Genomic DNA, 26,571 nt, shown 5'->3' with positions numbered 1-26,571 from the left:
GGTCAGCGGTCACGCTGAGGCTGAGCGGAACGGAGCACCCGGAGGTGACCGCGGCGTCCCACCTCGACCCCCTGGCCAACGGGCTCGGTGCCCCCCGTCGGGGCGGGCCTGGCGGCCTCGCGGACCGCGTTGGCGAGGGCCTCCAGATCGTCGGTGCTCGGCGGCGCACCGTCGGTGGGCAGGCGCACGACCTCCCAGCCACGAGGTGCGGTCAACCGCTCGGCATGCTCGGCACACAGGTCATAACAGTGCGGCTCGGCGTACGTCGCCAAGGGCCCGAGAACGGCGGTCGAATCGGCGTAGACGTACGTGAGCGTGAATACGGCAGGCTGACTGCACGCGGTGCGGGAACAGCGGCGGACGGGGCTCACGGTGGGACCGTATCCGGTAAGCGTCCGAGGCGCCACTATCTGAGCGCTCTTAACGAGCGTGTCGCCACAATTCGGACACGTGTCCCATCTTCCACCCGCCTGTACGGCTTACGCCCTCTGTCCCCGGCCTCTTCCCCGCGTTCCTCCGGGCGCGTCTAAGCTTGGCCCGTGAGTTCGGCACCCGGCGGTCCCCGCCCTCCCCGCAGACGCGACCGGCACGGCCGTGGCATGCGCGGCCCGTTGGCGCCCTCCCACGTGCCGATCGCCAGGTCCCGCAGCGAGCGTTTCGACGACTTCGTCCTGGACGCCGTGGAGCGGCTCAAGCCCCGCTGGAGCAAGCAGCTGGCAGCGGTGGAGTTCGCGGTCGAGGAGGTGCCGCCGCTCGGCGAGCTGAGCGACGGTCCCGGACTGCTGACCGGGGAGCCGATCCCCTTCGGCCGGTCCGAGCCCGCCGCGGGCAAGCGGCCGGCCGTCGTGATCATCTACCGGCGCCCCCTGGAGGCCCGTGCCCGCGACCGCGACCAGCTCGGCGCCATGGTGCACGACGCCGTGGTGGAGCAGGTCGCCGAGCTTCTGGGGCTGGCACCCGAGACGGTCGACCCGGGCTACGACCGCGACTGACCCCGGCGCCGCGCGACTCCGTCCCGGACGCCTCGCGGGGTCCGGGACCGGCCTCAGGGCAGCACGGCCGAGACGGACTCGGTGATCGGCGGTACCAGCGCCCACAGGCGCGCGGCCGCCAGCGGCTGGGCGGTCATCAGCAGCCCGTCCTTGACGTGCTCCTCCATCACCCGCCCGCCGTACACCGGGCCGGAGCCGGGCAGGGGCAGCACGACCACCGCGAAGGCCCCGTCCACCTTGGGCAGTTTGACCTCCTTGGTGCGCGAGGCGGTGACGGTCACCTCGAAGGGCTCCGGGGCCTCGCCCTTGCGCGGCAGCACCTGGACGCTCACCTTCCCGGCCGTGTCCGGCGCGGTCAGCAGCAGCCGGGAGCTCTGCTTCTTGCCCGTGCGGTTGTCGGCCACCACACTGCCCAGGTCGATCGGGGCGGCGCCGGCGGTGAAGGCCACGTCCCCCTTCTTCCCGGTCCCGGTGACGGTCAGCCCGGCCACGATCGGGGTGTCGGAGGTGAGCAGGAGCGCGGAGGGCTGGCCGCTGATGCCGGTCGACAGGTCGAGGGTGGCGACGGACCCCGCGGGCACCTCGACCAGCTCGCGGTCCTTGAGCGCGTAGGTCCCGTCAGGGGTGAGCGCCTTGACCTCGACCAGCGTGTCGGACTCGCTGACGGAGGCGACGAGCAGCTCGCGTCTGCCCCCGCCGCCGGGGATGCCCGGCACCACGACGCGGGTGGCCGGCGCGGCGGAGACCGGCAGCCAGTCGACGCCCCGGCCGCCGTTCATGACCGCCCGAGCCGCGGCGGCCACCCGGCCGGAGCTGGTGCGCACCTCGACCGCCATGACGAGCGGAGAGGGGGCCAGGTCCCCGGCCTTGACCGTACGGCTCTCGCCCGGCTTGAGGGTGAGCACGCCACCGGAGCCGCCGGTCACCGGCCCCTCTCCCGAGTAGATCAGGATCTCCGCGACGGCCTGGGCGGAGTCGGCGTTGGTGAGGTGGATCGTGACGTCGGCCGACGCCGGGCCCGGCCCGACCAGCCAGGTGCTCGCCACGGGCTCCACGCACCGCACTCCGGCCAGTCCCCGGTGCTTCCCCGAGGTCTCCCGGCGGGTCTGCTCCGACTCCAGGCCGGCGGCCATGCTCCCGGTGGACGTCACCGTCAGCGGCCCCGATTTCTCGGGGGCCTTCTCCTGCCAGAGGTTGCCGGGGACCTCCAGGGTCGCCAGGGACTTGGCTCCGGTGGCGACCGTCGTGGTGCCCGGCCCCTGGCCGCCCGGCGGGGTGACGACGCCCACGGTGGCCTGGGTGGGGTCGGGGCAGATGGCCGTCACGGAGGCGACGGGCACCTTCTGCGGGCCGGGTGCGGGCCGGGCGACGGCCCCGGGCTGGGTCGCGGAGGCCACGCCGTACAGGGCGAGCAGCGCCACCAGGACCAGGGCGAGCAGGCTGAACCGGTTCTCGATCAGTGATTTCACCGGGGGGCCAGCTCTCTCACGGGCTCGGACGGATCCTGGAGGGTGTGGCCGTCCGCGGAGCCCGACCGCGAGCCGGGTGCCGCCAGGACCGAGACGACCAGCAGGATGGCGGCCTGGGCCCAGAGCCAGCGGTCGTGCCAGGGATCGCCTGCCGGGACCGGGGGCGTGGCGATCGGCTGGGTCAGCCGCCACACCCCGAGCGTCCGGGACAGGCTCATCCTGGCCAGGGCGGGCTGGGAGTCCAGCGCGTGGCTGATCTCCGGGCTGATCGGCGGGGCCACCGCGACGAACTGCACGCCGTAGGTGGCCAGCACATCGGCGTCGTCCGCGCCCCGGCCGGAGACCAGCCCGGCGGCGGCGACGCCGACGCGCTCACGTGCCGCCTGCCGCATGGGGATGTCGGACTCGCCGATCAGTGGGAGACGGCCGCGCAGCACGGTGAAGGTCAGGCCGTCCTGCCTGGTGCGCAGGAGCAGGGTCCGCTCACCGCCGCGCGAGTTGACCGCGGCCAGGGCGGGCAGCACGTCGGGCACGTTCCCGCTGATCGGGCCCTGCACCCCCTTGACGACCCACATGCCCGCCGCGAGCAGCGGCGTGGAGAAGGCGATCGCCACGACGGCGAACGCGGTGAGTCTGCGCAGCCCGCCGGCCGCCCGGAACTCGACGATCCGGTCGGCGGTGAGGGCCGCCACCACGAGCATGCCGGTGGCGGCGAAGGCCAGCGGCACGCCCGGCCAGGCCGGGGCCACGGCATCGCCGTTCAGAGAGGTGACCGGGGTCCGGCTGACCAGGACCGCCACCAGCACGCCGAAGAGCGCGACGCCCCAGCCGATCGCGATGACCATCCGGTTGCGGCGCATCAGCAGCGCGGCCAGGCAGGCGGAGATGAGACCGCCGGTCACCCAGAGCGGCGGCATGCCGGGGCCTCCGGGGCTGAGCGTCAGCAACGACTGGGCGGGCAGGGCGGCGTCCACCAGGGCGAGCTGGTGCAACCCCGCCTCCAGCAGGAGCCGTCCCGGGTCGCCGAGCACCTGGACCAGCCAGGGGAACAGCAGCGCCACCGGGACGCCGAACGCGATGACCACCGAGAGCGCGACGCCTCTGCGGGGGAAGGCCAGCGCGGCCAGCGCGCCGAGGACCAGTGTGAGCGGGTAGACCAGCGGGGCGAAGGCCGTGCCGACGGCGAGGAGGAGTCCCAGCCCCCACGCGGCGCGGCGGGCCCTGCGGCCGTCGCCCGCGAGCAGGGTGGTGGCCAGCGCCGCGTAGAGGGGCAGCAGCACGAAGACCACGGCGGTGCCGAGCCGCCCGGCGGCGACCACGCCGGTGGCCACCGGGAGAAGCGCGTAGGAGGAGGCCAGCCAGATGCGGGTCCACCGGCCCGGGATCATCGACCGGGTCGCCACGTAGGCGGAGAACCCGGCCAGCGGTACGGAGCCCAGCAGCAGCACCGAGACCGCGAGCCAGGTCTTGCCGAGCAGCACGGTGGACAGCGCGGCCAGCACCGCGACGTACGGCGGCGCCCACGCGTCACTCCCCAGGCCCGCCTGGTGGTATCCCTCCAGGTAGAGGTCCCACAGGTCGCTGGATCCGCCGATCACCGGGACAAGCGCGCCGCCGCCCAGCCGGGTGCCGCCGATCAGGCCGCGCTCGGCGATCAGCGTGACCACGGCGAGTGCGAGGAAGAGCAGCACGCCCGGATTGCCGAAGACCCGCTGCATCCCCCCGGCGTCGGTGAGCAGTTCCTCGCCGTCCTCCTGGGAGGAGGTCACGGCGTGGTGCCGTCCCGCCGACTCCACGAAGCCGGTCCCCGCCAGGTAGCTCTGGAGCCGGTCCGAGAGACGCCGGTAGCCCGCGCCCGGCGGGGTGAGCAGCCGTCTGACCGCCGCGTGGTTCTGTTTACGGCCCTTGGCGCGTGCCCGGCGGGCCTTGGTCATCCGCCGAGGATGGCCGAGCACCGAGCCGAGCGCGACGATCTCGTCCAGCGCGTCGGCGGGCCGCTTGGCCATCAGGAACAGCAGCGTACGGAAGGTCGAGCCGGCGAGGTTGCGGACCAGTGCCCACATCAGCGGCCAGAACGGCAGGTTCGCCATCACCACGAAGATCGCGTTGCGGCGGTCCAGGCGACGGGGATGGTCGCCGCTGACGACGATGCGGCGACGGCGCCGGGTGGCGGCCTCGGCATGCCAGGCGACCGCCTGGGTGACGTTCTGCACTCGGTGCCCTGCGGCCCTGACCCGCCAGCACAGGTCGAGGTCGTCCCGGAACAGCGGCAGGAAGGGATCGAGCCCGCCCACCTCGTCCCAGACGTCCCGGCGGATCAGCATCCCGGCGCTGGAGACCGAGAGCACGTCCCTGACGCCGTCGTACTGTCCCTGGTCGAACTCGCGCGCCTCCAGCCCGGTGTCCCGGCGGCCCGTCCGGTCGACGGTGACGCCGATCTCGAGCAGGATCCGCCGGTCCAGCCAGTCACGGAGCTTGGGGCCGAGCACTCCGGCCTTGGGATCGGCGTCGGCGGCGTGGAGCAGGGCCTGCAGCGCGTTGGCGTCCGGCGCGCAGTCGTCGTGCAGCAGCCAGATCCACTCCCGGCCGCCGGCGGGCCCCAGCCGGTCGAGCACCTTGGCCACGGCCTGGCCGAAGCTCGTCGAGCGCGGGAGGGTGAGCACGGCTTTCGGGCCGAGGACGCCGGTCAGCAGCGCGGCGCTGCCGTCCCGGCTGCCGTTGTCGACGCCGACGGCACGGTCCACCGGCCGGGTCTGCGCGAGCAACGCGTCGAGGGTCTCCCCCAGCCAGCGGGCACCGTCATGGGAGACGACGATCGCGGTGACGCTGTGGTGGAGACGGGGAGAGTCGGTGCTGGACATACGTCCCGTGGTTCAGGAGGGGTGACGGTGGGCGCGACAACGATACGACACACTATGTACGGCTATGCCATATGCATGAAAACGGGTCACGTGACCTGTGGCCACGTGACCCGTCGGAATATCGTCAAGCGCCCTCAGCGAGCGCCGCAACCGCCTCTTAGACTGCCTCACGCTTGATCCGGCGACGTTCCCGCTCGGAAAGCCCACCCCAGATGCCAAACCGCTCGTCATGCTCAAGCGCGTACTCAAGGCATTCGGCGCGGACCTCGCAGGAGCGGCAAACCTTCTTGGCCTCCCGTGTGGATCCGCCCTTCTCCGGGAAGAACGCCTCCGGGTCGGTCTGCGCACACAAGGCGCGTTCCTGCCAGCCAAGCTGCTCTTCAGCGATGCTGTCCTGTGCGATGACCAGGTCGGCCACTGCACACCTCCCTGCCGCCCGCAAATGGAGCCCCCCTATGAACGCCTCCCTCTTACCCACCCAGAGGAAGGCGTAACAACACGTGTGTAATTACACGCGCGTGCCCGGTGTGGCGTCAAGCGGCATGCCGGTATCCGGGGAAAGACCTGCTCTCCCCGGTGATGTGTCGTGTGCCTGCCACGGCGGCAGACGAGCCAAGCGATCATGACGACCGCCTGGCCGTTCAGTGCTCTCGGCGGTCGGAACCGTACCAGGACATGTTCTCCTCCTGACCGGGGCCCACCCTCTCTCTATCGGAGCTTTCCTCCCCCATGACCTGAGCAGAGCGCTCCGGCCGGTAGATCGCGGTGGGGTCTATGGCCGGCTGCGAGTCCCAGGAGTTTCCACCGAGCGGATCGCCCTGGTAGGAACTGGGGTCGAACCGGAGCGTCGCGTCAGCCGGCGGGTCCCACTGGTGACCGCTCTGCTGCTGGTACGGCTGCGCGGCGGGCGAGGTCTGCGGGTGGCCGAACGGGCCGTCGTAGGACCCGCCCTGCGGCGAGGCCCCGTACTCCGGCACCTGGAGCTGCGGCTCGGTCCCCTGGGCCTGCTGCTGGTAGGTCTCCGCCTGCTGGTAGGCCTGGGCCATCTGCTGGGAACGGGGGTCGACCGGGCCCGGCGCCGGGTAGTGCAGGTTCGGCTCGGTCGGCCGGGCGAACTCCGCGCCGGAGTAGCCGGTGAACGGCTGACCGTAGTTCTCCGGCGGCTGCGGGAAGGACGACTGCTCCTGGCCGTCGAAGGCCGCCCGCTGCGGGCTGTCTGCCGGCGTGTACGGCGCGGGCGCCTCGGACTGCGGCTGGTAGGTCTCGGACTGCGGCTGGTAGAAGGATGCCTGCTGCTGCTCGGGCTGCGGGGGGTAGCCGGGGAACTGCGCGGCGGCGGGCGGCGGGTAGCCCGGAAGCTGGGAGTCCGGGTAGCCGGGGGCCTGCTGCTGCGGCTGCTCTGCGGGCGCGGCGTAGACCGGCGGGTCGTACGCCGTGACCGGCGGGTCATACGGTGCGACCGGTGCAGGGGGCTGGGCGTCGGCGGCGACGTACGGGCTCGGGGTGTAGGTCTCGGCCGGGGCGGGGGGCGGAACCTGCGAGGCCGGCTGCGCCGGAGCGTAGGAGGCGGCCTGGCCGCCGTGAGCATGGGTCTCGACCGGCGGCGCGTAGGCGGCCGGGGAGTAGCCGTCACCGGCCGGCGGGGCGTAGGAGTGCGGGCTCTGCTGGCCGTAGCCGTCGGAGGCCGTGGCGGAGCTGCGGGCGGGCGGGAGCGCCGGCTGGCTGTAGGGGACCTGCGGAACGGAGGCGGGGGCGGACTGGGCCTGCTGGGCGTGACCACCCTGCGGGACCTGCCCCTGAGGCTGGTAGCCCTGCTGCGGAGCCTGCTCCTGCGACGCGAAGCCCTGCTGCTGGAAGTGCTGGTCCTGGGACTGGTAGCCCTGCTGGGAAGCCTGGTCCACGGACTGGTAGCCCTGCTGGTATCCCTGGCCGCCCTGCGGGGCCTGCTCCTGGGGCGGAAAGCCCTGCTGCGGGGCGGACTGGGCCTGCTGGGCGTGACCACCCTGCGGGACCTGCCCCTGAGGCTGGTAGCCCTGCTGCGGAGCCTGCTCCTGCGACGCGAAGCCCTGCTGCTGGAAGTGCTGGTCCTGGGACTGGTAGCCCTGCTGGGAAGCCTGGTCCTGGGACTGGTAGCCCTGCTGGGAAGCCTGGTCCACGGACTGGTAGCCCTGCTGGTATCCCTGGCCGCCCTGCGGGGCCTGCTCCTGGGACGGGAAACCCTGAGCCTGGAAGCCCTGCTGCGGGACGGGCTGGGCGTGGCCACCCTGGGGATACGCGTGCTGCTCCTGGGGATGGCCGAAGCCGCCCTCGGCGCGGAGGCCGGCCACCTGGGGTGCGGCCGAGGCCGCCTTCGGCAGCAGGTAGAGCAGCGCGATCACGGCCAGCGCGAGGCCGGGAACGTTGAGAAGGAGGAACTCCACCTTCCGTCCGAGGGTCGCGTCGCCGCTGAAGAGCCCCCCGAACAGCCCGACCAGGCCGAACAGCGCGGTGAGCCCGAGCATGCCCACGGCGACGTAGACCATCATCTTCATGCGCTTGATCACCGGACCGAGATGACCGGCCAGCAACACCGCGCCCACGAGCAGCACCACGGTCACCGGCGAGGTGAGGTCGTCCACGTATCCGAACGCGCGAAGGCCGAAGGACGAACCCGCCGAGGAGGTGGATCCCCCGAACAGCAGCCGCTCGATGCCGATGAGAACACTCATGGACGCGATGGCGATCATGAGCCACGCGGCCGGCCCTCGGAGCCGTCCGGCTTCAACATTGATCACAACTACCCCCATCGGGTCTTTAGGTAAACCCGGCTCAGTTTTGCACATGGCTGACTTCAGTGTCGGGAGACCCAGGACCCCCGCGAATCCCATATGGGCTTCATTGCACCTTATTGTCGTATATTTATCGAACCGCCATAGGCAACTCTGCCAGCGGAGACAGCCCTCGTAACGATCAAGACAAGGTGGCCCCCGCCCCTGGCAGAGGCCTTCGAACCGACGCGTCCGAGGCAGTGGAAGACTGGACGGCATGCGCATCGTGTCCCTAGCCGGCGGAATCGGCGGCGCCCGCTTCCTGCGTGGCCTGCTCGCCGCGGCCCCCGGATCAGAGATCACCGTCATCGGCAACACCGGCGACGACATCACCCTCTACGGCCTGCAGGTCTGCCCCGACCTCGACACCGTGATGTACACCCTGGGCGGCGGCATCGACGAGGACCAGGGCTGGGGCCGGCAGAAGGAGACACACGTCGTCAAGGAGGAGCTGGCCGCCTACGGCGTCGAACCCCAGTGGTTCGGCCTGGGTGACCGTGACTTCGCCACCCACATCGTGCGCACCCAGATGCTCCGGGCCGGTTACCCGCTGTCGGCGGTCACCGAGGCGCTGTGCGCACGCTGGGAGCCGGGCGTGCGGCTGATCCCGATGAGCGACGACCGGACCGAGACCCACGTGGTCATCTCCGACGAGCAGGGCCGCCGGGCCGTCCACTTCCAGGAGTGGTGGGTACGGCTGCGCGCCTCCGTCCCCGCCGAAGAGATCATCCTGGTCGGCGCGGACCAGGCCCGTCCCGCCCCCGGCGTGCTGGAGGCCATCGCCGACGCCGACGCGGTGATCCTGCCACCGTCCAACCCGGTGGTCAGCATCGGCACGATCCTGCAGATCAAGGGCATCCGCGAGGCCCTGGAGTCCAAGACGGTCGTCGGCGTCTCCCCCATCGTCGGCGGCGCCCCGGTCCGCGGCATGGCGGACGCCTGCCTGACCGCGATCGGCGTGGAAACGACCGCCCAGGCGGTCCTGGAGCTGTACGGCTCGCCCCTGGTGAACGGCTGGCTGGTCGCCGAGGAGGACGACGGAGTCGGCCTCGACGGAGTCGGCCTCGACGGAGTCCGGGTCCGGTCCCGTCCCCTGATCATGCACGATGTCGAGTCCGCCGCCGCCATCGCACGGGCGGCTCTCGACCTGGCCACCGAACTGTCGGCCTCGCGGGGAGAGCCGGCCGGAACGCAGGGCGAGGACGGGCTGTGAGCAGGATCCACCGCAGGCAGGACGACCGAGGTGACGGCAGGCTGGTGATCTTCCCGGTCTGGGGGATCCCCGAGGTCCGGAAGGGCGACGACGTCGGCGAGCTGATCGCCGCGGCCTCGCCCGACCTGCGCGACGGGGACATCCTCGTGGTCACCTCCAAGATCTCCAGTAAGGCCGAGGGCAGGACCCTCCGGGGCGTCAGCCGCGGCGAGGCCATCGCGGCCGAGACCACGCGGGTCGTCGCCCGCCGGGGTGAAACGGTGATCGCACAGACCACGCACGGGTTCGTCATGGCCGCCGCCGGGGTGGACGCCTCCAACACCGAACCCGGCACCGTCGTCCTGCTGCCCGTCGACCCCGACGCCTCCGCCGCGGCCATCCGGGCGAGCATCCGGGAGCGGCTCGGCGTGTCGGTCGGCGTGGTCGTCTCCGACACCTTCGGCCGCCCCTGGCGCAACGGCCAGACCGACCTCGCCGTCGGCGTGGCCGGGGTGACCCCCGCGCTCGACTACCGGGGCCTGTCCGACGACCACGGCAACGCGCTCGAGGTCACCCTGACCGCCGTCGCCGACGAGTTCGCCGCCGCCGGAGACCTGGTCAAGGGCAAGCTCGCGCAGACTCCCGTCGCGGTGATCCGGGGTATCTCCGAATACACCACCGAGGAGGACGGTCCGGGAATCCGCGAGCTGGTCCGCCCGTCCGAGGAGGACATGTTCCGGTACGGCTCCCGCGACGTGGTCTTCGCCCGCAGGACCATCCGCGAGTTCTCCGGTGAGCCGGTGGACGGGGCCAAGGTCCGCCGGGCGGTGGACGCGGCCATCGCCGCCCCCGCACCGCACCACACCACACCGTGGCGGTTCGTCCTGCTGGAGTCGGCCGGGATCCGGGAGAAGCTGCTCGACGCCATGCGTGAGGCCTGGATCGCCGACCTGCGCGGCGACGGCTTCTCCGAGGAGTCGATCGCCAAGCGGGTCCGGCGGGGAGACGTCCTGCGCGCAGCACCGTATCTCGCCGTTCCCTGCCTGGTCATGGACGGCTCGCACACCTACCGCGACAGCCGGCGCAACGCCGCCGAGCGGGAGATGTTCGTGGTCGCCACGGGCGCCGGGGTGCAGAACTTCCTCGTCCAGCTCGCGGTGGAGGGCCTGGGCTCGGCCTGGGTGTCCTCCACCATGTTCTGCCGCGACGTGGTCCGCGAGGTGCTCGACCTGCCTCCGGACTGGGACCCCATGGGCGCCGTGGCCATCGGCCACCCGGCCGCCCCGCCCCGCGACCGCGCCCCCAGGCAGGCGGCCGACTTCATCGCCGTCCGCTAGCCGTACGGCGGGGGCACGTGTGAGGACCGCCCCGCCGCCAAGTAGCGGCCATCCGGCCGCCCCTGGCGCAGCGCGGACAGGACGATCTCTCCCGCTCTCGCGGGAGAGCCGTCGTGCTCAACCGCGCCGGATCGCGTTCAGGACCACCGCGACCAGGATCAGCGCCCCCGCGCCGACCACGACCATCCTCCTGATCGCGGCCCACGCCGCGGCCTTCGCGTCCGGGACCTTCGCCATCGCCTCGGCCACCGTCTGGAGGGCCTTGCCCCAGTTCGCCCAGGCGTCCAGCGTGCGCTGGAAACGCCGCCCGACGAAGAAGACGACCGTCGCGAGCACGACAAAGATCAGGACCCGGCCGTTCGAGCCGTCCATGGGCACACTCCTACCAGGGGGAAGCAGGATTCAGCGACTAAACGCGCATGGACGATTACTATAAGCGACTGATGGCGAACAGGATCGCGGCGATCACGATGAGCATCAGGATTCGGCCGTCCGGGCTGTCCATTGACGCACTCCTACCTAAGGGGAAGCAGGATTTCGTCACTAAGAGTAGTTCATCGACTACGTAAACGCCAGGAACCGGCCGAGGGACGGGAAAGACACCGATGATCTACCTGTGCCTTCCGCGAGGTACGGCGGGCGCCCCGCGGGGATGGCCGAACGGCCCGGGTTCCACCGAAAAGCTCTCCACCCCTGTGGACCACAGGGCCGTCCTCCGCGCCCTACGACCGCCCCAGTGGGACGAAGTTCCGCACGCTCTGGCAGACTCCGTCGCTCGCCGCCGCCGCGGCCAGCCGGCCCTCGTCCGGCACGCCGTAGGAGGTGGTCCGCTGCCGGAGCGGCCGGCCGGTGGGGGCGACCATGGCCGCGATGTCGCTGATCGTCTTGAAGGAGCCGTTCTCCGACCCCGCCATCCGGCTGATCGTCTCCTCCATCAGGGTGCCGCCGAGGTCGTTGACCCCGCCCTGGAGCACCTGCCGGCACAGATCGTCCTGGAGCTTCACCCAGGAGCACTGGATGTTGCCGATCGCGCCGTGCAGAAGGATGCGGGCCAGCGCGTGCACGGCCCGGTTCTCCCGCGCCGTGGGCCCGGGCCTGGCGATCCCCGCCAGGTAGATGGGCGCGCTGTGGTGGACGAACGGCAGCAGCACGAACTCGGAGAATCCGCCGGTCTCCTCCTGGATGCGGCGGATCAGCCGGATGTGCTGCACCCAGTGGGCGTGGTTGTCCACGTGGCCGTACATCATCGTGGACGTCGTCGGGATGCCGGCCCGGTGCGCGGTGGTGACGACCTCGACCCACTCGGCGGTGGGCAGCTTGCCCTTGGTCAGCACCCAGCGCACGTCGTCGTCCAGGATCTCGGCCGCGGTGCCCGGCAGCGAGTCGACCCCCGCCTCCCTGGCCGCGACCAGCCAGTCCTCGATGGACAGGGCCGTACGGCTGGCGCCGTTGATGACCTCCATCGGGGAGAAGGCGTGGACGTGCATCTCCGGCACCCGCGCCTTGACCGCGCGGGCGATGTCGAAGTAGGCGCTGCCCGGCATGTCCGGATGGATGCCGCCCTGCATGCACACCTCGGTGGCCCCTGCCTGCCATCCCTCCCAGGCCCGGTCGGCGACCTGCTCAAGGCTCAGTGTGTAGGCGTCGGCGTCGGTACGGCGCTGCGCGAAGGCACAGAAGCGGCAGCCGGTGTAGCAGACGTTGGTGAAGTTGATGTTCCGGTTGACCACGTAGGTCACGTCGTCGCCGGCCGCCTCCCTGCGGAGGTCGTCGGCGATCCGGCACAGCTCCTCCAGCGCCGCGTCGTCCGCCCCCGCGCCGCCGTGGTCACCGGCGACGTCGAGAAGGGCGAGCGCCTGCGTGTCGGTCAACCGGGTGGGGTCGGTGGCGGCCTGCCGCAGGGCCGCTCCCGCCTCCCCGACCAGCACGGCGGGCGCCGGGAGCCGCTCCCTGAGCGCGTCCCAGTCACCGTAGACGTGATCGAAGTCGTCACGGCGGTCGCTGGTGCGGCCCTCGGTGTCCACGGCGGTGTGCAGGTCGGTGCGGCCGAGGGAGACGAAGCCGCCGTCCGGCTCCTGCCAGGGACGGCCCGCCGGGATCGCGTCCTCGCGGGCGAGCCCGGTCTCCGGATCGGCCAGGGCGGCCACATGCGCGTTGAGCCGGGGGTCGAGCCAGGGCTCCCCGGCCAGCACGTACTCGGGATAGATGGTCAGCCGTTCCCGCAGGGCGAACCCGGCCGCGGCCGTACGCTCGGCGAGGTCGTCGATCTGGGGCCAGGGGCGCTCGGGGTTGACGTGGTCGGGCGTCAGCGGGGAGACCCCGCCCCAGTCGTCGATGCCCGCCCTGATCATCAGCTCGTACGCGGAGTCGACCAGGTTCGGCGGCGCCTGCACCCTCACCTTGGGCCCGAGCACCAGCCGGGTCACCGCGATCGTGGCGGCCAGCTCCTGCAGATCGGCGTCCGGCATGCCGCGCATGGCGGTGTCGGGCTTGGCGCGGAAGTTCTGGACGATGATCTCCTGGAGCCCGCCGTACTCACGCGCCACCCTGCGCAGCGCGAACAGCGACTCCGCGCGCTCCTCGACCGTCTCACCGATGCCGATGAGGATGCCGCTGGTGAACGGCACGTTCGTCCGGCCCGCGTCCTCCAGCACGCGCAGCCGTACCGCGGGGTCCTTGTCCGGCGAGCCGTAGTGCGGCTGCCCCTTCTCCTCGAACAGCCGGCGCGAGGTCGTCTCCAGCATCATGCCCATCGACGGCGCGACCGGCTTCAGACGCTGCAGGTCCTGCCAGGTCATGACGCCGGGGTTGAGGTGCGGCAGCAGCCCGGTCTCCTCCAGCACCCGGACGGCCATGGCGCGGACGTAGGAGAGAGTGTCGTCGTAGCCGTGCGCGTGCAGCCACTCGCGAGCCTGGGGCCAGCGGTCCTCCGGCCGGTCGCCCAAGGTGAACAGCGCCTCCTTGCACCCCATCGCCGCGCCCTGCCTGGCGATCTGGAGCACCTCGTCGGGGCTGAGATACATGCTCTCCAGCTTGTGCGGGGCGGTCGCGAACGTGCAGTAGCCACAGCGGTCGCGACAGAGCCGGGTCAGCGGGATGAAGACCTTACGGCTGTAGGTGATGATCCCTTGCCGGCCGACCGCCGAAAGGCCCGCGTCCCTGACCCGTCCAGCGTGCTGGAGGAGGGTGTCGAGGTGGGCGTCCCGGGCGTGCAGCAACACCACGGCCTCGGTCAGGTCGAGAGCTTTTCCATCACGGGCGCGGGCCAGGGCCCGTCGCATCGCGGTGTCGGTGGGGTTAGCGCTCATGAGGGCACATTACGGTGCAGCGCCCGCGAAACCGGCAGCGGGTGCCCGTTCACGAGAGTCAATACTTCAGAATTGCTAAAGCGTTACATCAAGCAACTCTCGATAGACGTAAATACTTGCAAGTGCATACATTGGAGGCATCCACCAGGACATCCCCCGTGTTGCCAGGAGTCGAAAATGATCTGGTTTCTTCTCGCCCTCACCGCGCTCGCCGTCCTCGCCCCGCTGGTCGGAGCCGACACGCGCGACAGCCGTGACTGGCGGAGCGTCGAGTCCCTCACCGAGCCCGGCCGGATCAGAACGAGCGATAGTCGCGTGCCGGCGTCCGTGGCCCCCGGGCGGGCGGCTGCTCACCGCCCAGCTTCAGCAGCCTGCTGACCCGGTGCCGGTGTCCCCGGTAGGGAGCGAGCAACCGCAGCATCCCCGCGTCGTCGGTCTTCTGACCGGCCAGCGACCAGCCGACCAGCGAGGACAGGTGACAGTCCCCCACCGAGAGCGCGTCGGCGTCGCCGTGCGACCGCTGCCGCACCTCGGCCGACGTCCACACCCCGATCCCGGGCAGCGCCCGCAGCAACCGGTCCACCTCGGCGCTGTCCCCCGCCGCCTCCAGCTTCGCGGCATGCCACGCGGCGTTCACGATGGTCCGTGCCCGTACGGCCTCCGCCCCCGCCCGATGCCAGTCCCACGACGGGATCGACCGCCACGCCTCGGGCTCGGGGAAGACCTTCATCCCCTCGGGCGCGGGCCCCGGAGCTGGCTCGCCGTGCCGCAGGAGCAGCCACCGCCAGGCCCGCCACGCCTCTCCGGTCACGACCTTCTGTTCGAGCACGGCGGGCACCAGCGCCTCCAGAACCCGGAAGGTCCGCCCGACCCGGAGCCCCTCATAGCGCCTGGCCGCGTCGCGGACCACGGCGTGCTCGGGAACGAACCCCGAGACGTCGTCGTCGACGCCGAGCATCGCGGGAAGCGTCTCCAGCAGCCATCCGGCTCCCGGCCCCCAGGCGGTGCCCGCGACATGCCCACGCCGGGAGAGCACCCGCAACGTCGCGGGCCCGTCGGGTGTGCGGGAGGTCCGCCAGATCGCCCCGTCGGGCGTCCTGCGCCAGGCGGGATCCCCGCTCCCACGACGGTGCGGGTGGAGGGTCAGCTCAAGGTCGAGCGGTCCCTCCCAGCGCCACTGCCGCTCCCTCACGACGGTCTCGCGCACGCTCTCACCGCACCCGCGCAGGCCGCTCGAGGGTCAGACGTCGCTGGAGAAGCGGACGGAGCACTCGGGGAGCACGACGCCGGGCCAGATGCGGCTGCCGGCCACCAACTCGTTGCCGGGCCCCACGATCGCGCCGTCGCCGATGACGGCGCCGTGCAGGATCGCTCCGGAGGCGACGCGGGCACCGATGCCGATCACCGAGTCGACCACGGTGGCCCCCGCGTGGACCACGCAGCCGTCGCCCAGAACGCTGCCGGACACCTGGGCTCCGGACTCCACGACCGCGCGGGCACCGACCACCGAACCCCCCTCGATCTTGGCCTCGGCCGAGACCTGGGCGCCGGGCAGCACGAGGAACTCACCGGGAGGACCGGGCAGGGCGGGCGAGGCCAGGCGGCCGAGGACCAGGTCGTGGGAGCCCTTGATGAAGGCCGCGGGCGTGCCGACGTCAAGCCAGTAGGAGGCGTCGGCGTAACCGAGCACCAGGGCACCGGAGTCGATCAGGCCGGGGAAGGTCTCGCGCTCGACGGAGACGACCTCGCCGGCCGGGATCGAGTCGATCACCGAGCGGGTGAAGACGTAGCAGCCGGCGTTGATCCGGTTGGTGACCGGGTTCGGGGTCTTCTCCAGGAAGGCGGTGACCCGCCCCTCGTCGTCGGTCGGCACACAGCCGAAGCGTGTGGGGTCCTCCACCTCGGTCAGGTGCAGGGTGACGGCGGCCCGCCGGGCGACATGCCGGGCGACCTGGTCGCCGATGTCGTGGCCGGACAGGATGTCACCGTTGAGCACCAGCACCGGTGCGTCGGGGCCGCAGGTCAGCGCCTCGGCGGCGTTGCGGATGGCGCCTCCGGTGCCGAGCGGGGTCTCCTCGGTCATGTATTCCAGGGAGAGCCCGAACGCCGAGCCGTCTCCGAACGCCTCGGAGAACATCTCCGCCCGGTAGGACGTGGCGAACACGATGCGCCGGACGCCGAACGAGCGGGCCCGTGCCAGCTGGTGGGCAAGGAAGGGGACCCCCGCTGTGGGCAGCAGCGGCTTGGGCGTGCCAAGCGTCAGCGGACGCAGACGCGTCCCCTGTCCTCCGACGAGGAGGATCGCCTCGAGTTCCGGCAAAGGGGTCTCCATCATCCCGCGAGATTAGCTCACTATTCGACAGCACGTTGATACGAGAGCAGATGAGCTTCGGCCGAGGCTTCCCAGGTGAACTCCTTGGATCGGGCCAGTCCGGCCGCCGACAGGGCCTCGCGGCGCTCCGGCGAGGTCAGCAGTGTCCGCAGCGCATCGGCGATGCCCGCGTCGTCGGGCTCGGTGTAGGCGACGGCGTCGCCTCCCACCTCGGGCAGCGAGGTGCTGTGCGTGGTGAGCACCGGAGCGCCGCAGGCCATCGCCTCCAGCACCGGGAGACCGAAGCCCTCGCCCCGCGAGGGGAAGGCCGCCACGACCGCGCCACCGAGGAACCCGGACAGATCGGCGAACGAGAGGTAGCCGGGGCGGAGCACCTTCACCGTGGAGGGCACCTCCTCGACCGTGGCGTCCACGTCGGCGTCACGCACGCCTCCGGCCAGCACCAGGGCCGGCGGGTCGGGAAGGTCCTGGACGGCCCGTACGAAGCCCCGGATCAGGTTGGGGATGTTCTTACGCGGCTCCAGCGGACCGAGGAAGGCGACATAGGGGGCACCGTGCAGGCCGAGCCGGTCGGCGGCGTGCCTGGCCTCCCGCTCGGAGGGCCGGTGGAACAGCACCGGGTCCACCCCGTGGTAGGCGACGTCGATCCGGGTGGGATCGGCGGCGAGCACCCGGATCAGCTCGTCCCTGGTCGCCTTGGAAGGCACGATCACCCGGGCCGCGTGCCGGACGGCCGTCCGGGTCGCCGAGCGGAAGAAGGAGGCCATGACCGCGCTGTGCTGTGAGGGCTCGGTGAACCAGGTGACGTCGTGCACGGTCACCACGGTCGGCAGGCCGGAGCGGAGCGGCATGGAGTAGTAGGGAGCGTGGATCACCTGGGCGCCGGTCTGCTGGGCGAGGAGCGGGAGACCGGTCTGCTCCCAGGTGAGCCGAGCGGCCCGGTTGGTGATCCCCGCCGGCCCGGGCAGGATGCGGGCAGAGGGCGCGAGCGCGGCGTAGCGCTGGGCGTCGGCCCGCTGGCAGACGACGGCCAGATCGGCGCCGGCCCTGTCCAGTGCGGCGACGAGGCCGTCGACATATCTAATCAAAGCACCGCGATCAGCTGGAACCGCGGCCGCGTCGATGAGCACTCGGGGCGTCAAGAAGGATCGCTCCCCTCAGGATCGCGGGACGGTTGTCCCTCTTCTCCTGTTCACTCTATTGCCAGAGCCTCCGGAAACGTGGGGCGAATCACACGGCTTTTCGCGGGTCGGGGTCGCGCCGGGCGTCGACGGCGCGGCGCGCGGACAGGCCCGCGGCACCGGCGCAGACGAGATCGCCAAGGATGATCACAATCCTGGAGCAGAGCGCCACGGCGATCGCCGAGCCCCGGTCCAGGACCGGGGCCAGCACGGCCACCATGGCGGCCTCACGCACACCGGCCCCCGCGGGGACCACGAACGTCATGATCCCCAGGCACCAGGACAGCGCGAAGGACCCGATGGAGAACAGGACCATCGAGACGCCCGAGAGCCCGAACTCGTGGATGATCGCCGCCAGGTGCAGGCCGTACGCGGTCCAGCCGAGCAGGGCCCAGCCCAGCGCGGTGAGGATGCCCCGGCGGGTGAGCGGGCGCTCCAGCGGCTCGCGCTTCAGCTTCCGCAGTCCGAACCCGAGGACCGCGTTGATCACCTTCGGCTCGAACACCACCACGAGCACCGGGATCAGCAGGAACACCCAGGCGTACGGCGCGGCGGATCCGGGCAGGGCGGCCAGCAGTGTCACCCCCGAGATCATCAGCCCGCTGCCGAGCTGCACGGGCAGCGTCAGGAAGAAGGCCGCCGCGCTCCGCGACCGGGGCACGCCCAGCTCACGGCCCATCTCCATCTGGGCGAGCACCGGCCACAGCGAGCCGGGGATGTACTTTCCGAGCTGGCCGACGAAGAAGACCTTCGCCGCCGGGCGGAACGGCAGCGGCGAGCCGAGATCGGCCAGCAGCGCCCGCCACGTCATCATCCCGCCGCACAGCGCGACGACCACGGCGACGAGGGAGAGCAGGAGCGCCGGCGCCGACAGCCGGGCGAACCCGGCCAGGACCTTCTCCCACTGGCTCGCCACCGCCCACGCGCCGAACCCCAGCGCCACGAGCAGGAAGGCGACGCGGACCAGCCGTTTCACAGGGGGCGGACCGGATCGGGCGGCTGGGGCAGGGACGCCCCGGCCGGGCGGCGGGCGCTCTTGGTGGCCACCCACAGGTAGGTCGGCACCACCGGCAGCAGTCCGCGCAGGACGACGCGGGGCAGCCGGGCCAGCACGCCCCCGGCCACGCGGCCGGCCACGCCGCCGAACAGCTCGGAGCCGGCGAACGCCGCCGGGGTGGCGAGCACCGGGAAGGTGTAGTCCCACACCCGCAGGCCCCGCACCATCCTGCGCAGGCCCCGCCGGGTCCGGTAACGCTCGTAGTAGCTGTCGGCGCGGCCGGACAGCCGGACGTAGCGGTCGGCCAGCGCGGGCGGCAGGTAGGACAGGAACGGCAGCTTGTAGTGCGGCTCCATCACCCCGAGCCGGTTGCCCAGCCCGAGGTAGAGCACGCCGTCGTCGGCGAGCACCCGGCGCATCTCGGCCATGATCGCGTCGGGGTCCACCACGTGCTCGTAGATGTGGTTGAAGACCAGAACGTCGACGGAGCCGTCGGGGAAGGGCAGCGCGGTGCCGTCGGCGCACAGGAACTCGACCCGCTCGCCGAACCGCTCGGCCGCCTTGCGCAGGCCGGGCACGTCGATGTCCACGCCGAAGGTCCGCCTCGCGCCCGCGGCGGCGAGCTCGTCGGCGATGAACCCGGCCGAGCAGCCGATGTCGGCGACCGTCAGGCCGTCGAGGACGTCCTTGTCGCGGCCGAGGAAGTGGCCGAGCACCGCCACGATCTTCGCGGCCTTGCGACGGCGCTTCGCCTCGTCGAGCATCGCCGCCTGGAACTCGGAGTACGCCAGCTGCGCCACCCGTTTCGTGCCCATAGCCTCGCCTGCCACTCCCTCGTTCGCCGCGCGGACCGCCCGTCCCGCACGGTCCGTCATGCCGGAGACGTGTGCGGGAGCCCCGCGCTCACCGCGGCGGGTCCGCCTGGTACGCCTGGTACGCCGCCCAAGCGTACCGGCGAGCCGGGACCCTACCGCCGAGTAAGGCCCGCGTCATACCCTGGGCGGATGCTGAGCCGCCTGCGGGCAAGCCGCCTGCTCCGGGTGCTCCTCGCCCTCCTCGCCGTCGGTTTTCTGGCCTACGGCCTGGCGAGGAACTGGGACGCGACCCGCTCCGCGCTCTCCGAGCTGTCGTGGTGGTCGGTCGCCGGGGCCTGGGCGGCGGTGATGGCCGGGGCGGGATGCATGCTCGTCGCCTGGCAGCGGGTGGTCGCCGGCCTCGGATCGCCGCTGCCGCTGCGGGTGGCCGCGCGCGTGCTGTTCGTCGGACAGCTCGGCAAGTACGTCCCGGGATCGGTCTGGGCCTACGCCGCGATGATGGAGCTGGGCCGCGACCACGGCTGCCCGCCCCGGCGCACCTTCAGCGCCACCTCCCTGGCCCTGCTGATCTCGCTTGGCTGCGCGGTCGGCCTCGCCGCCGCCACGCTACCGTTCACCGCCCGGTCGATGGCCGAGCGGATGTGGTACTTCGCCCTGGTCATCCCGGTGATCATCGTGTGCCTGCACCCGAAGGTCCTGACGTGGGGACTGAACCTGGCGCTGCGGATCGCCCGCAAGGAGCCCGTCGAGCGGGTGCTGCCCGGCCGCGCGCTGCTCGCCGCCGTCGCCTGGACGCTCCTGGGCTGGCTGGTCTACGGCCTGCACGCCTGGCTCGTCCTGGGCGACATGACCGGCGACTTCTCGCTCTACCTGCTCGGCGCCGGAGCCTACGCCGTCGCCTGGGCCACCGGCCTGCTGATCGCGGTCGTCCCGGCGGGGGTGGGCGTGCGCGAGGCCGCGATGGCCGGAGCCCTCATGTCGGGGCTGGGCGAGGGGACACACGGGCTCGGGGTCCCGAGCGCCGCGTCCGCCGCCGTCGTCGTCGTCGCCCTGGTCTCCCGGCTGGCCTTCACCCTCACCGACCTGGCCTGGGCCGGGATCGGCTACCTCTGGGGCCGGAAGCGGCGGCCCGCCGCGGACGTGCCCGTCCCGGCCCCCGCCGATCAGAGCCCTTCGGTTTGACGTCCTCCTCCGGCCTGGCCCGCACCGCCGGAAGGAGCCATGTGGGCCTTCCCCCGCGCCGGCCCCGGACGGGGTTTCAGTCCGCGACCAGGGCCTTGAGGTAGGTGGCCCAGTAGGGGTCGGGGTCGACGGCCTTGACCCCCGCGCGGAGCCGTTCGGGCTCGCCCGGCCGGTAGAACGCGGTCAGCGCGGCGCGCAGGCTCTCCACCGAGCCGGGCTCGACGAGCAGGCCGTCCACCCCGTCGGTGACGTGGTCGCCGAGCGTCCCCACCCGGCTGGCGATCACCGGCACGCCGTGCTCGTGACCGAACCACACCTGCTGGCTGGCCGTCCCGCTCCGATAGGGCAGGACCAGGGCGTCCACGTCGGCGAACAGCCCCGGCACGTCGACGTCGGCCACGTAACCCGGCCGCAGCTCCACCCGGTCGGTCAGGCCGAGCCCGGCGACCAGCGCCCTGGTCTCCTCCAGTCCGCCCCAGAACTCCCCCGCGACCCGCAGGGAGACGCCCTCGGGCAGCGCGCGGATCAGCAGGTCGAGTCCCTTGTACGGCCGGACCAGGCCGAAGAACAGCAGCCGGTCCGCCACCTCCGCCACCTCGCCCCGCCGGATGGCCTTGACCGGCAGGTGCGGCGCCATCTCGGCCGTCGTCACCGGGGCGGGCCCGAGCCCGCGGGCCAGTGCGGCCTGCGGCTCGGAGTGGACCAGTACCCCGTCCACCCGGCGCAGCAGCGCCTTCATCAGCGGGGCGTCGTAGGGCTTGCGCTCGTGGGGCAGCACGTTGTGGCAGAGCGCGACGACCCGGGTCCGGCGGCGCAGGCCGTAAAGGATGCCCAGGTAGGGAGGGACCTGCACCGGGCTCAGCACCGTGAGGATCACCAGGTCGGCGCTCGCGAGCCGCCGCCCGCAGCGGATCCAGCCGTCCGGGCGACGCCAGTCGAGGACGCGGCGGACGTTCGGGAACGGGGCGCCGTCGGGGGTGTCGACGGTCTGCTGACCGGGATAGAGGAAGGAGGGGTACTGCGCCTTCCACGACTCGATCACCACGTCGTGCCCGGCGGCGCGCAGCCGGTGGGCCAGCTCGGTGGTGTGCGCGGCCCCGCCGCCCTTGTAGGGATGGGTCGGCCCGACGATCGCGATCCGCATCGCCTACTCGCTCCGGGAACGCACGATGAGGTCGGCGAGCAGCGCCAGCGACCCGATGAGCAGGCCGGAGATGAAGATCACGACGGTGTTGCTGGCCAGGTAGAAGGGCGACTTGACGTTGTCGTAGACCCCCTTGGCCATACCGATGCAGATCAGCCAGATGGCCGGCGGCATGAGGACCTTGAGCGGGTTGAAGTACATGACCATCCGCAGCACCTGCAGGATGTAGCGGTAGGCGTCGGAGACGAAGCTGAACTTGGACTTACCGGCCCGCTTGCTGTATCCGATCGGCAGGTAGTAGACGTCGTGCTGGTTGGACAGGAACGACAGGGTGATCGTGGTGACGCAGGAGAACCCAGGGGGCAGCAGCCGCAGGTAGGGCCTGGCCACCGACTTGCGGAACGCCCGCAGCCCGCTGTTGAGGTCGGGGATCTTCTGCCCGGCCAGCCGCTCGGCCACCTTGCGGATGAACCACTTGGCCGGCACCCGCAGAAACTTGTGCGAGCCCTCCTCGGTGGTCCGCGCGCCCACGACCTGGTCGACCGTGGGGTCCTTCTCCAGGATCTCGATCAGCTCGGGGATGCGCTCGTTGGGATACGTCATGTCCGCGTCGGTCCACACGACGATCTCGCCGCGCGCCTCCTGCGTGCCGATCCTGCGCACCGTGCCCGACCCGCCGTTGCGGTGGAAGGCCCTGATCCGCATGTGCGGGAAGCGCGGGGCGGCCTCCTGCAGCCTGGCCAGCGTCTGATCGGTGGAACAGTCGTCGACGGCCACGAGCTCGTAGGTGTAGCCGCTGCGGTCCATGGCCTCGGAGATGCGCTCGACCTCGTCGATGACGTGGTCCTGCTCGTTGTAACAGGGCAGAACGATCGTGACGTACGGCGTTGCGTCCACAGCTGGTCCACTCTCGGATATCTCGGGCGTGCTCACGTCCGGCGAGGATACTCTGCCCAGTCAAGACCCGGACGCACATCACCCCCTCCAGACGGTCACGCGGCCCGATGTGCCGCCCCTGAACAGGCGAGATTCCCAGGCCGCCGGAAACGGCCCGCAGGCCGTGCGGAGCGCCGGGTCCCCGGCGGCCCCGACGCGGAACCGGGGAGATCACTCCTCCGGCCGGATTGAGGACGCCCAGGCGGCAACGGCTCGGTGACATGACGATCCCCGTGGCTCTCAGGGACCCGCGTCCGCGGGTGGGACGGCCATCCAGACGTCCATGGACAGGGACCAGGTGCCGTCGGGGGGGCCGGTGAGCGACCTCTCGTCCTGGCGGGTGCGGAGCTTCATCACCTGGACCGCCGGGCCGTACCGGGAGAGCTGGCCGGCCTTGGCTGCGAGCAGGACCGGGACGCGGCCTCCCGCCCGGGTCCGGTCGATCAGGCGGGTGACGTCGGACGAGGCGGGGACGTCCGCGCCCGGGCCGAAGACGACGCGGGCGGTGGGGACGCCGCAGGTGCCCCGGACGACCTGGGTGAACCGCTCGCCGGTGACCCGCTCCACGATCAGCACCGAGGCCCGCTCCGGCAGGGCCGCGCACATCGCCTCGACCGCCGCGCGTTCGCCGGGCTCGATGGGGGTGAGGGCCGTCCCGACGGAGGTGATCACCGCGGGGACGAGCAGGAGCACCGCGCCGGAGGCGGCGAGGCCGTTCTGGACGGCCCGGCCGTATCCCATCCGGCGGGCCTTCTCCCGCACCCAGCGCAGCCCCCAGAAGGCGAGCAGGATGAGGCCGGGGATGACGACGGGGACCAGCCGCCTGTCGGCCCACGGGTGGTCGGGGGTGATGCCCGGCCGGTAGAGCGTGGTGACCGTGGTCCAGCCGATGACGGCCAGCGGCAGCAGCCAGCCGAAGCCCCTGCCCCGGACCATCCTGCGGGTGAGCAGCGCCGCGGCCAGCGTGGCCAGCACCACCACGGGGACGCCGACGTACCAGATCACCCAGTACAGCGAGTCCTCGTAGTAGAGCCGGGAGCCGTCGATCGGCAGCCCGTTGGCCTGCTGGGTCCTCTCGATGAACTCGAAGTTCAGCCGGTCGTCCCGCGTCGTCGGCAGCCGGGTGACCACCTGCAGCAGCGGCCGGGCCGCGAAGGACACCACGGCCAGCGCCACCAGGCCGCCGGCGATCTCGGGCAGCCGCCGGATCCTCCTGACCCGCCGGAAGAGCACCACGAGCCTCGGGGCCAGGAGCGCGACGACCAGGGTGAGGACCAGCACCACGCCACAGATGGCCAGCAGTGGCACAAACGATCCGGAGAGGTAGTTCAGGTAGGGCCGGGACAGGATGTATCCGGCCGCGACCCCCGTCCCCACCCCCGCCGCCAGCCCGAACAGCAGCGGGACGCCGAGCCGCCCCTCGTCACGGGTGCCGACCTGGCGCATGGCGATCAGCAGCCCGGCGTAGACGAGCACGGGCAGCACGTCGCGCAGGCCGTCGATCCTGACCAGGACGGCCAGCCCGAACACCAGGCCGGCCAGCTCCGCCCCGATCACCGCGCCGTCCGACTGGGCCCGGCGGATCCGTCCCGGCTGCTCGGCGGAGGGCGCGGACGGCAGGTAGCCGAGACCCGTGGTGCCGGAGCGGAGCCTGACCTGGGCATCGTGGAGCAGGGCCAGACCGCCGAAGAGCAGGATCATGGAGGGGATCTCGCTGAAGGTGGTGCGCGAGGTGTAGAGGATCGGGAGGCTGACCGCGAACACGAGCGCGGCGAGCGGGGCCCACCGGGCGCCGACCATCCGGGCCACGACCCCCGCCAGGACGAGCACCGCCAGAGCCCCCAGCACCGGCGGCACCAGCAGAAGCCCGGACAGACCGCCCACCCAGTGGCCCAGCGCGTCGATGAGCGGCGCGCCCGGCATGAACTGGGGCACGATCGCGCCGCCGGAGTTGTAGAAGCCCGCGCTGTCGAAGCGCAGCGCGGAATCCGGCCCGCCGAAGGCCGCCTGCTGGTACGGGATCGGCAACGAGCCGTGCCCGGCCAGCCAGAGGGCGTACTGCGCGTAGGTGGCGGGGTCTCGGCGGACGATGAGCTGCTCGCTGTGGAGCAGACCGTTGAAGATCCCTGAGGCCAGGGCCACGGCCACGACCCCGGACGTCTGCCAGGCGGTGGCCTCGACGGTCTCGGGCAGGCGGCGCAGGCCGTACCGGCACAGGACGGCCGCGATCACCAGGCCCAGCGGCAGGGCGGCGAGCGGCCGGAACCAGCCGAACAGCAGCAGCGACAGCCCCGCCAGCAGCCAGCCCGCCAGCACGAGCGCGGGCACGACCGACAGCACGGCGAGCACCCTGCCCGCCGTGGGCCTCCGCGCGTGATCCATCCAGATGGTCCACATAGCTGACCCGAGCGTAGTGGCAGCCTCCGGCGAGGGCGACGGGCACGCGCGCACCGGCTGCGGGAAAGCCGGTAGCGTACGCGCAGCGCGCGAAGGGGGCGGCACGTGGTCGGCTGGGCTCGGGAGCACCGATGGTTCCTGGGGGTTCTGAGTCTCGGGGTCGTCCTGCGGGCGGTCACCATGCTCGGCTACCGCCCCGCGCTCTGGTTCCCCGACTCCTACACCTACGTCGTCACCGCGCTGAGGCCCCGGCCCGACCTGGTCCGGCCGGCCGGCTACTCGATGTTCCTGCGACTGCTCGAACCGTTTCACAGCTTCGCCCTCGTCGCGCTGGTCCAGCATCTGCTGGGACTCCTGATCGGCGTGCTCGTCTACTTCACCGCCCGGCGGCTGGGCGTCCCCGGCTGGGCCGCGGTGCTCGCCTCCGTCCCCTCCCTTCTGGACGCCTACCAGATCGAGCTGGAGCACCTGCTGGTCTCCGACACCCTGTTCGCCGCGCTGGTGATGTCGGCGGTCTGCCTCGCCCTCTCCCGGGCCACCGGGTGGCGTACGGCATGCGGGATCGGGCTGCTGGTCGCGGCCGCGACACTGACGAGGACCGTGGGGCTGCCGCTGGTCGCGATCTTCGCGTGCTGGCTGATCTACCGGATGCGGGGCCGGGTGCTCATGGCCGGGGTGATGCTGGCCGCGGCGGCGCTGCCGATCCTGGGTTACGGAGCCTGGTTCTACGCGACCACCGGCCGGGTCGGCATCGTGGGAGCCAACGGCGTCTTCCTCTACGCCAAGACGATGACGTTCGCCGACTGCGCGGTGATGCGGCCTCCCGCGGATCTGGCGGTGCTCTGCGACCCCCGCCCGCCCGAGCGACGGCCCCCCGCCCAGGAGTATGTCTGGAGTCCCGATTCCCCGCTCGTCAGGCTGCCCGGCATCACCTTCAGCGAGGCGAACGACGCGCTGGCCGGGCGGTTCGCGTCGCTGGCCATCCAGCGCCAGCCGCTCGCCTACCTGAGCTCGGTGCTCTCCGAGCTGGCGCGCTCGTTCCCGCTGAACCGCCCGGTCTATCCGGACCAGGAGGTCTACGACTACTACGAGTTCCCCGCGACGCCGCCGGCGCCTCCGGGCCGCTACCCGGCCACGGTGGGCGCGGAGTGGGCCGAGCGCCACTACCAGCGAGGACCGATCGCCACCCGGATCGTCGAGCCGTACGCGGGCTGGATACGGGCCTACCAGGACATCGTGTGGCTGCCCGGCGCGGCGGTGCTGGTGATCCTGCTCATCCCCCCGGCGGCGGCGGGCATCCGGCGGTTCCGCCCGGTGGCGGCCCGGGCCGGGCGGGTGCGCCCGGACTCCACGGCGTGGGTGCTGCCGTGGACGACCGCGGTGGTGCTGCTCGTCATGCCTCCGGCGGTCGCGGAGTTCGACTACCGCTACGTCCTGCCCGCCGTACCGGCCGCGTGTCTGGCCGCCGCGTTTATGGCAGGTAAACCTTCTTTCCATAACATTCCAAGAAATGTCCGTATTTGAGTATGCTGAGCGCTCGGATCATCACGGGACCTGTAAAGGGGCAGTCATGACCAAGTTCACGTCATCATCGCGTCCCCTGCTCACCTCGTGACCTACT

At 71.9% G+C, this 26,571-nt stretch carries 20 protein-coding genes; 5 read left to right on the top strand and 15 right to left on the bottom strand.

The window, feature by feature from the left end; genetic code table 11:
• Positions 1–2: 2 nt before the first annotated feature.
• Positions 3–371, bottom strand: coding sequence for a DUF3499 domain-containing protein (locus FHR32_RS20595; RefSeq protein ID WP_043651503.1), 369 nt, complete (start codon positions 369–371; stop codon positions 3–5).
• Positions 372–539: 168 nt separating this feature from the next.
• Here FHR32_RS20595 and FHR32_RS20590 point away from each other — a divergent pair, with 168 nt between their 5' ends.
• Positions 540–992, top strand: coding sequence for a metallopeptidase family protein (locus FHR32_RS20590; protein ID WP_184755784.1), 453 nt, complete (start codon positions 540–542; stop codon positions 990–992).
• A gap of 53 nt (positions 993–1,045) precedes the next feature.
• Here the strand turns inward: FHR32_RS20590 and FHR32_RS20585 are convergent, their stop codons facing one another.
• The 4 genes from FHR32_RS20585 to FHR32_RS20570 form a co-directional block, all read right to left on the bottom strand.
• Positions 1,046–2,461, bottom strand: coding sequence for a DUF5719 family protein (locus FHR32_RS20585; RefSeq protein WP_184755783.1), 1,416 nt, complete (start codon positions 2,459–2,461; stop codon positions 1,046–1,048).
• Positions 2,458–5,322 (bottom strand): glycosyltransferase family 2 protein, encoded by a 2,865-nt coding sequence (locus FHR32_RS20580; protein ID WP_184755782.1) that lies wholly within the window; start codon positions 5,320–5,322, stop codon positions 2,458–2,460. The genes FHR32_RS20585 and FHR32_RS20580 overlap by 4 nt, the downstream gene beginning before the upstream one ends.
• A gap of 157 nt (positions 5,323–5,479) precedes the next feature.
• The gene (locus FHR32_RS20575) at positions 5,480–5,740 is read right to left on the bottom strand and encodes a WhiB family transcriptional regulator (RefSeq protein WP_012888122.1); all 261 of its coding nucleotides are present in this window, start codon (positions 5,738–5,740) and stop codon (positions 5,480–5,482) included.
• Positions 5,741–5,963: 223 nt separating this feature from the next.
• A complete protein-coding gene (locus FHR32_RS20570; protein ID WP_184755781.1) occupies positions 5,964–8,030 on the bottom strand; it encodes a PAT1 family protein in 2,067 nt (688 codons plus the stop codon).
• A gap of 316 nt (positions 8,031–8,346) precedes the next feature.
• On the opposite strand from FHR32_RS20570, the gene cofD reads away from it, so the two are divergent.
• Both cofD and FHR32_RS20560 read left to right on the top strand, forming a co-directional pair.
• Positions 8,347–9,342, top strand: a complete 996-nt coding sequence (gene cofD, locus FHR32_RS20565; protein ID WP_184755780.1) for a 2-phospho-L-lactate transferase — start codon at positions 8,347–8,349, stop codon at positions 9,340–9,342.
• Positions 9,339–10,658 (top strand): coenzyme F420-0:L-glutamate ligase, encoded by a 1,320-nt coding sequence (locus FHR32_RS20560; protein WP_184755779.1) that lies wholly within the window; start codon positions 9,339–9,341, stop codon positions 10,656–10,658. Before cofD ends, FHR32_RS20560 begins: the two co-directional genes overlap by 4 nt.
• Positions 10,659–10,775: 117 nt before the next feature.
• Here FHR32_RS20560 and FHR32_RS20555 read toward each other — a convergent pair whose 3' ends face one another.
• From FHR32_RS20555 to FHR32_RS20525, 7 genes are all read right to left on the bottom strand, one after another.
• A complete protein-coding gene (locus FHR32_RS20555) occupies positions 10,776–11,030 on the bottom strand; it encodes a hypothetical protein (protein WP_184755778.1) in 255 nt (84 codons plus the stop codon).
• A gap of 350 nt (positions 11,031–11,380) precedes the next feature.
• Entirely contained in the window at positions 11,381–13,966 is a 2,586-nt protein-coding gene (locus tag FHR32_RS20550) for a bifunctional FO biosynthesis protein CofGH (protein ID WP_184755777.1), read from the bottom strand.
• Positions 13,967–14,261: 295 nt separating this feature from the next.
• Positions 14,262–15,173, bottom strand: coding sequence for a DNA-3-methyladenine glycosylase family protein (locus FHR32_RS20545; protein WP_312882513.1), 912 nt, complete (start codon positions 15,171–15,173; stop codon positions 14,262–14,264).
• A gap of 33 nt (positions 15,174–15,206) precedes the next feature.
• On the bottom strand, positions 15,207–16,286 hold the full coding sequence (manB, locus tag FHR32_RS20540) for a mannose-1-phosphate guanylyltransferase (protein ID WP_246466236.1): 1,080 nt from the start codon (positions 16,284–16,286) through the stop codon (positions 15,207–15,209).
• Positions 16,287–16,318: 32 nt separating this feature from the next.
• Positions 16,319–17,386 carry a glycosyltransferase family 4 protein gene (locus FHR32_RS20535; protein WP_246466234.1) on the bottom strand — a complete coding sequence of 356 codons (1,068 nt, stop codon included), beginning with the start codon at positions 17,384–17,386 and terminating at the stop codon, positions 16,319–16,321.
• Positions 17,387–17,528: 142 nt separating this feature from the next.
• On the bottom strand, positions 17,529–18,455 hold the full coding sequence (locus FHR32_RS20530; protein ID WP_184755774.1) for a lysylphosphatidylglycerol synthase transmembrane domain-containing protein: 927 nt from the start codon (positions 18,453–18,455) through the stop codon (positions 17,529–17,531).
• Positions 18,452–19,291 carry a class I SAM-dependent methyltransferase gene (locus FHR32_RS20525; RefSeq protein ID WP_184755773.1) on the bottom strand — a complete coding sequence of 280 codons (840 nt, stop codon included), beginning with the start codon at positions 19,289–19,291 and terminating at the stop codon, positions 18,452–18,454. Before FHR32_RS20525 ends, FHR32_RS20530 begins: the two co-directional genes overlap by 4 nt.
• 189 nt (positions 19,292–19,480) lie before the next feature.
• On the opposite strand from FHR32_RS20525, the gene FHR32_RS20520 reads away from it, so the two are divergent.
• On the top strand, positions 19,481–20,473 hold the full coding sequence (locus tag FHR32_RS20520; RefSeq protein WP_184755772.1) for a lysylphosphatidylglycerol synthase transmembrane domain-containing protein: 993 nt from the start codon (positions 19,481–19,483) through the stop codon (positions 20,471–20,473).
• Positions 20,474–20,549: 76 nt separating this feature from the next.
• On the opposite strand, the gene FHR32_RS20515 is transcribed toward FHR32_RS20520, so the two are convergent.
• From FHR32_RS20515 to FHR32_RS20505, 3 genes are all read right to left on the bottom strand, one after another.
• Complete coding sequence (locus FHR32_RS20515; RefSeq protein ID WP_184755771.1) at positions 20,550–21,617, bottom strand: glycosyltransferase family 4 protein; 1,068 nt, start codon at positions 21,615–21,617, stop codon at positions 20,550–20,552.
• 3 nt (positions 21,618–21,620) lie between these two features.
• On the bottom strand, positions 21,621–22,514 hold the full coding sequence (locus tag FHR32_RS20510) for a glycosyltransferase family 2 protein (RefSeq protein WP_312882512.1): 894 nt from the start codon (positions 22,512–22,514) through the stop codon (positions 21,621–21,623).
• Between the two features lie 279 nt (positions 22,515–22,793).
• A complete protein-coding gene (locus tag FHR32_RS20505; protein ID WP_246466232.1) occupies positions 22,794–24,935 on the bottom strand; it encodes a hypothetical protein in 2,142 nt (713 codons plus the stop codon).
• A 120-nt stretch (positions 24,936–25,055) separates the two neighbouring features.
• On the opposite strand from FHR32_RS20505, the gene FHR32_RS20500 reads away from it, so the two are divergent.
• Positions 25,056–26,474: a hypothetical protein gene (locus FHR32_RS20500; protein WP_184755768.1), complete on the top strand. Its 1,419-nt coding sequence runs from the start codon at positions 25,056–25,058 to the stop codon at positions 26,472–26,474.
• The last annotated feature ends 97 nt before the right edge of the window (positions 26,475–26,571 follow it).

It is taken from the genome of Streptosporangium album, from assembly GCF_014203795.1.
GTDB classification, from domain to species: Bacteria; Actinomycetota; Actinomycetes; order Streptosporangiales; family Streptosporangiaceae; genus Streptosporangium; species Streptosporangium album.
The sequence above is the reverse complement of the archived record's forward strand: the minus strand, read 5'-3'. Positions and strand labels throughout refer to the sequence as shown.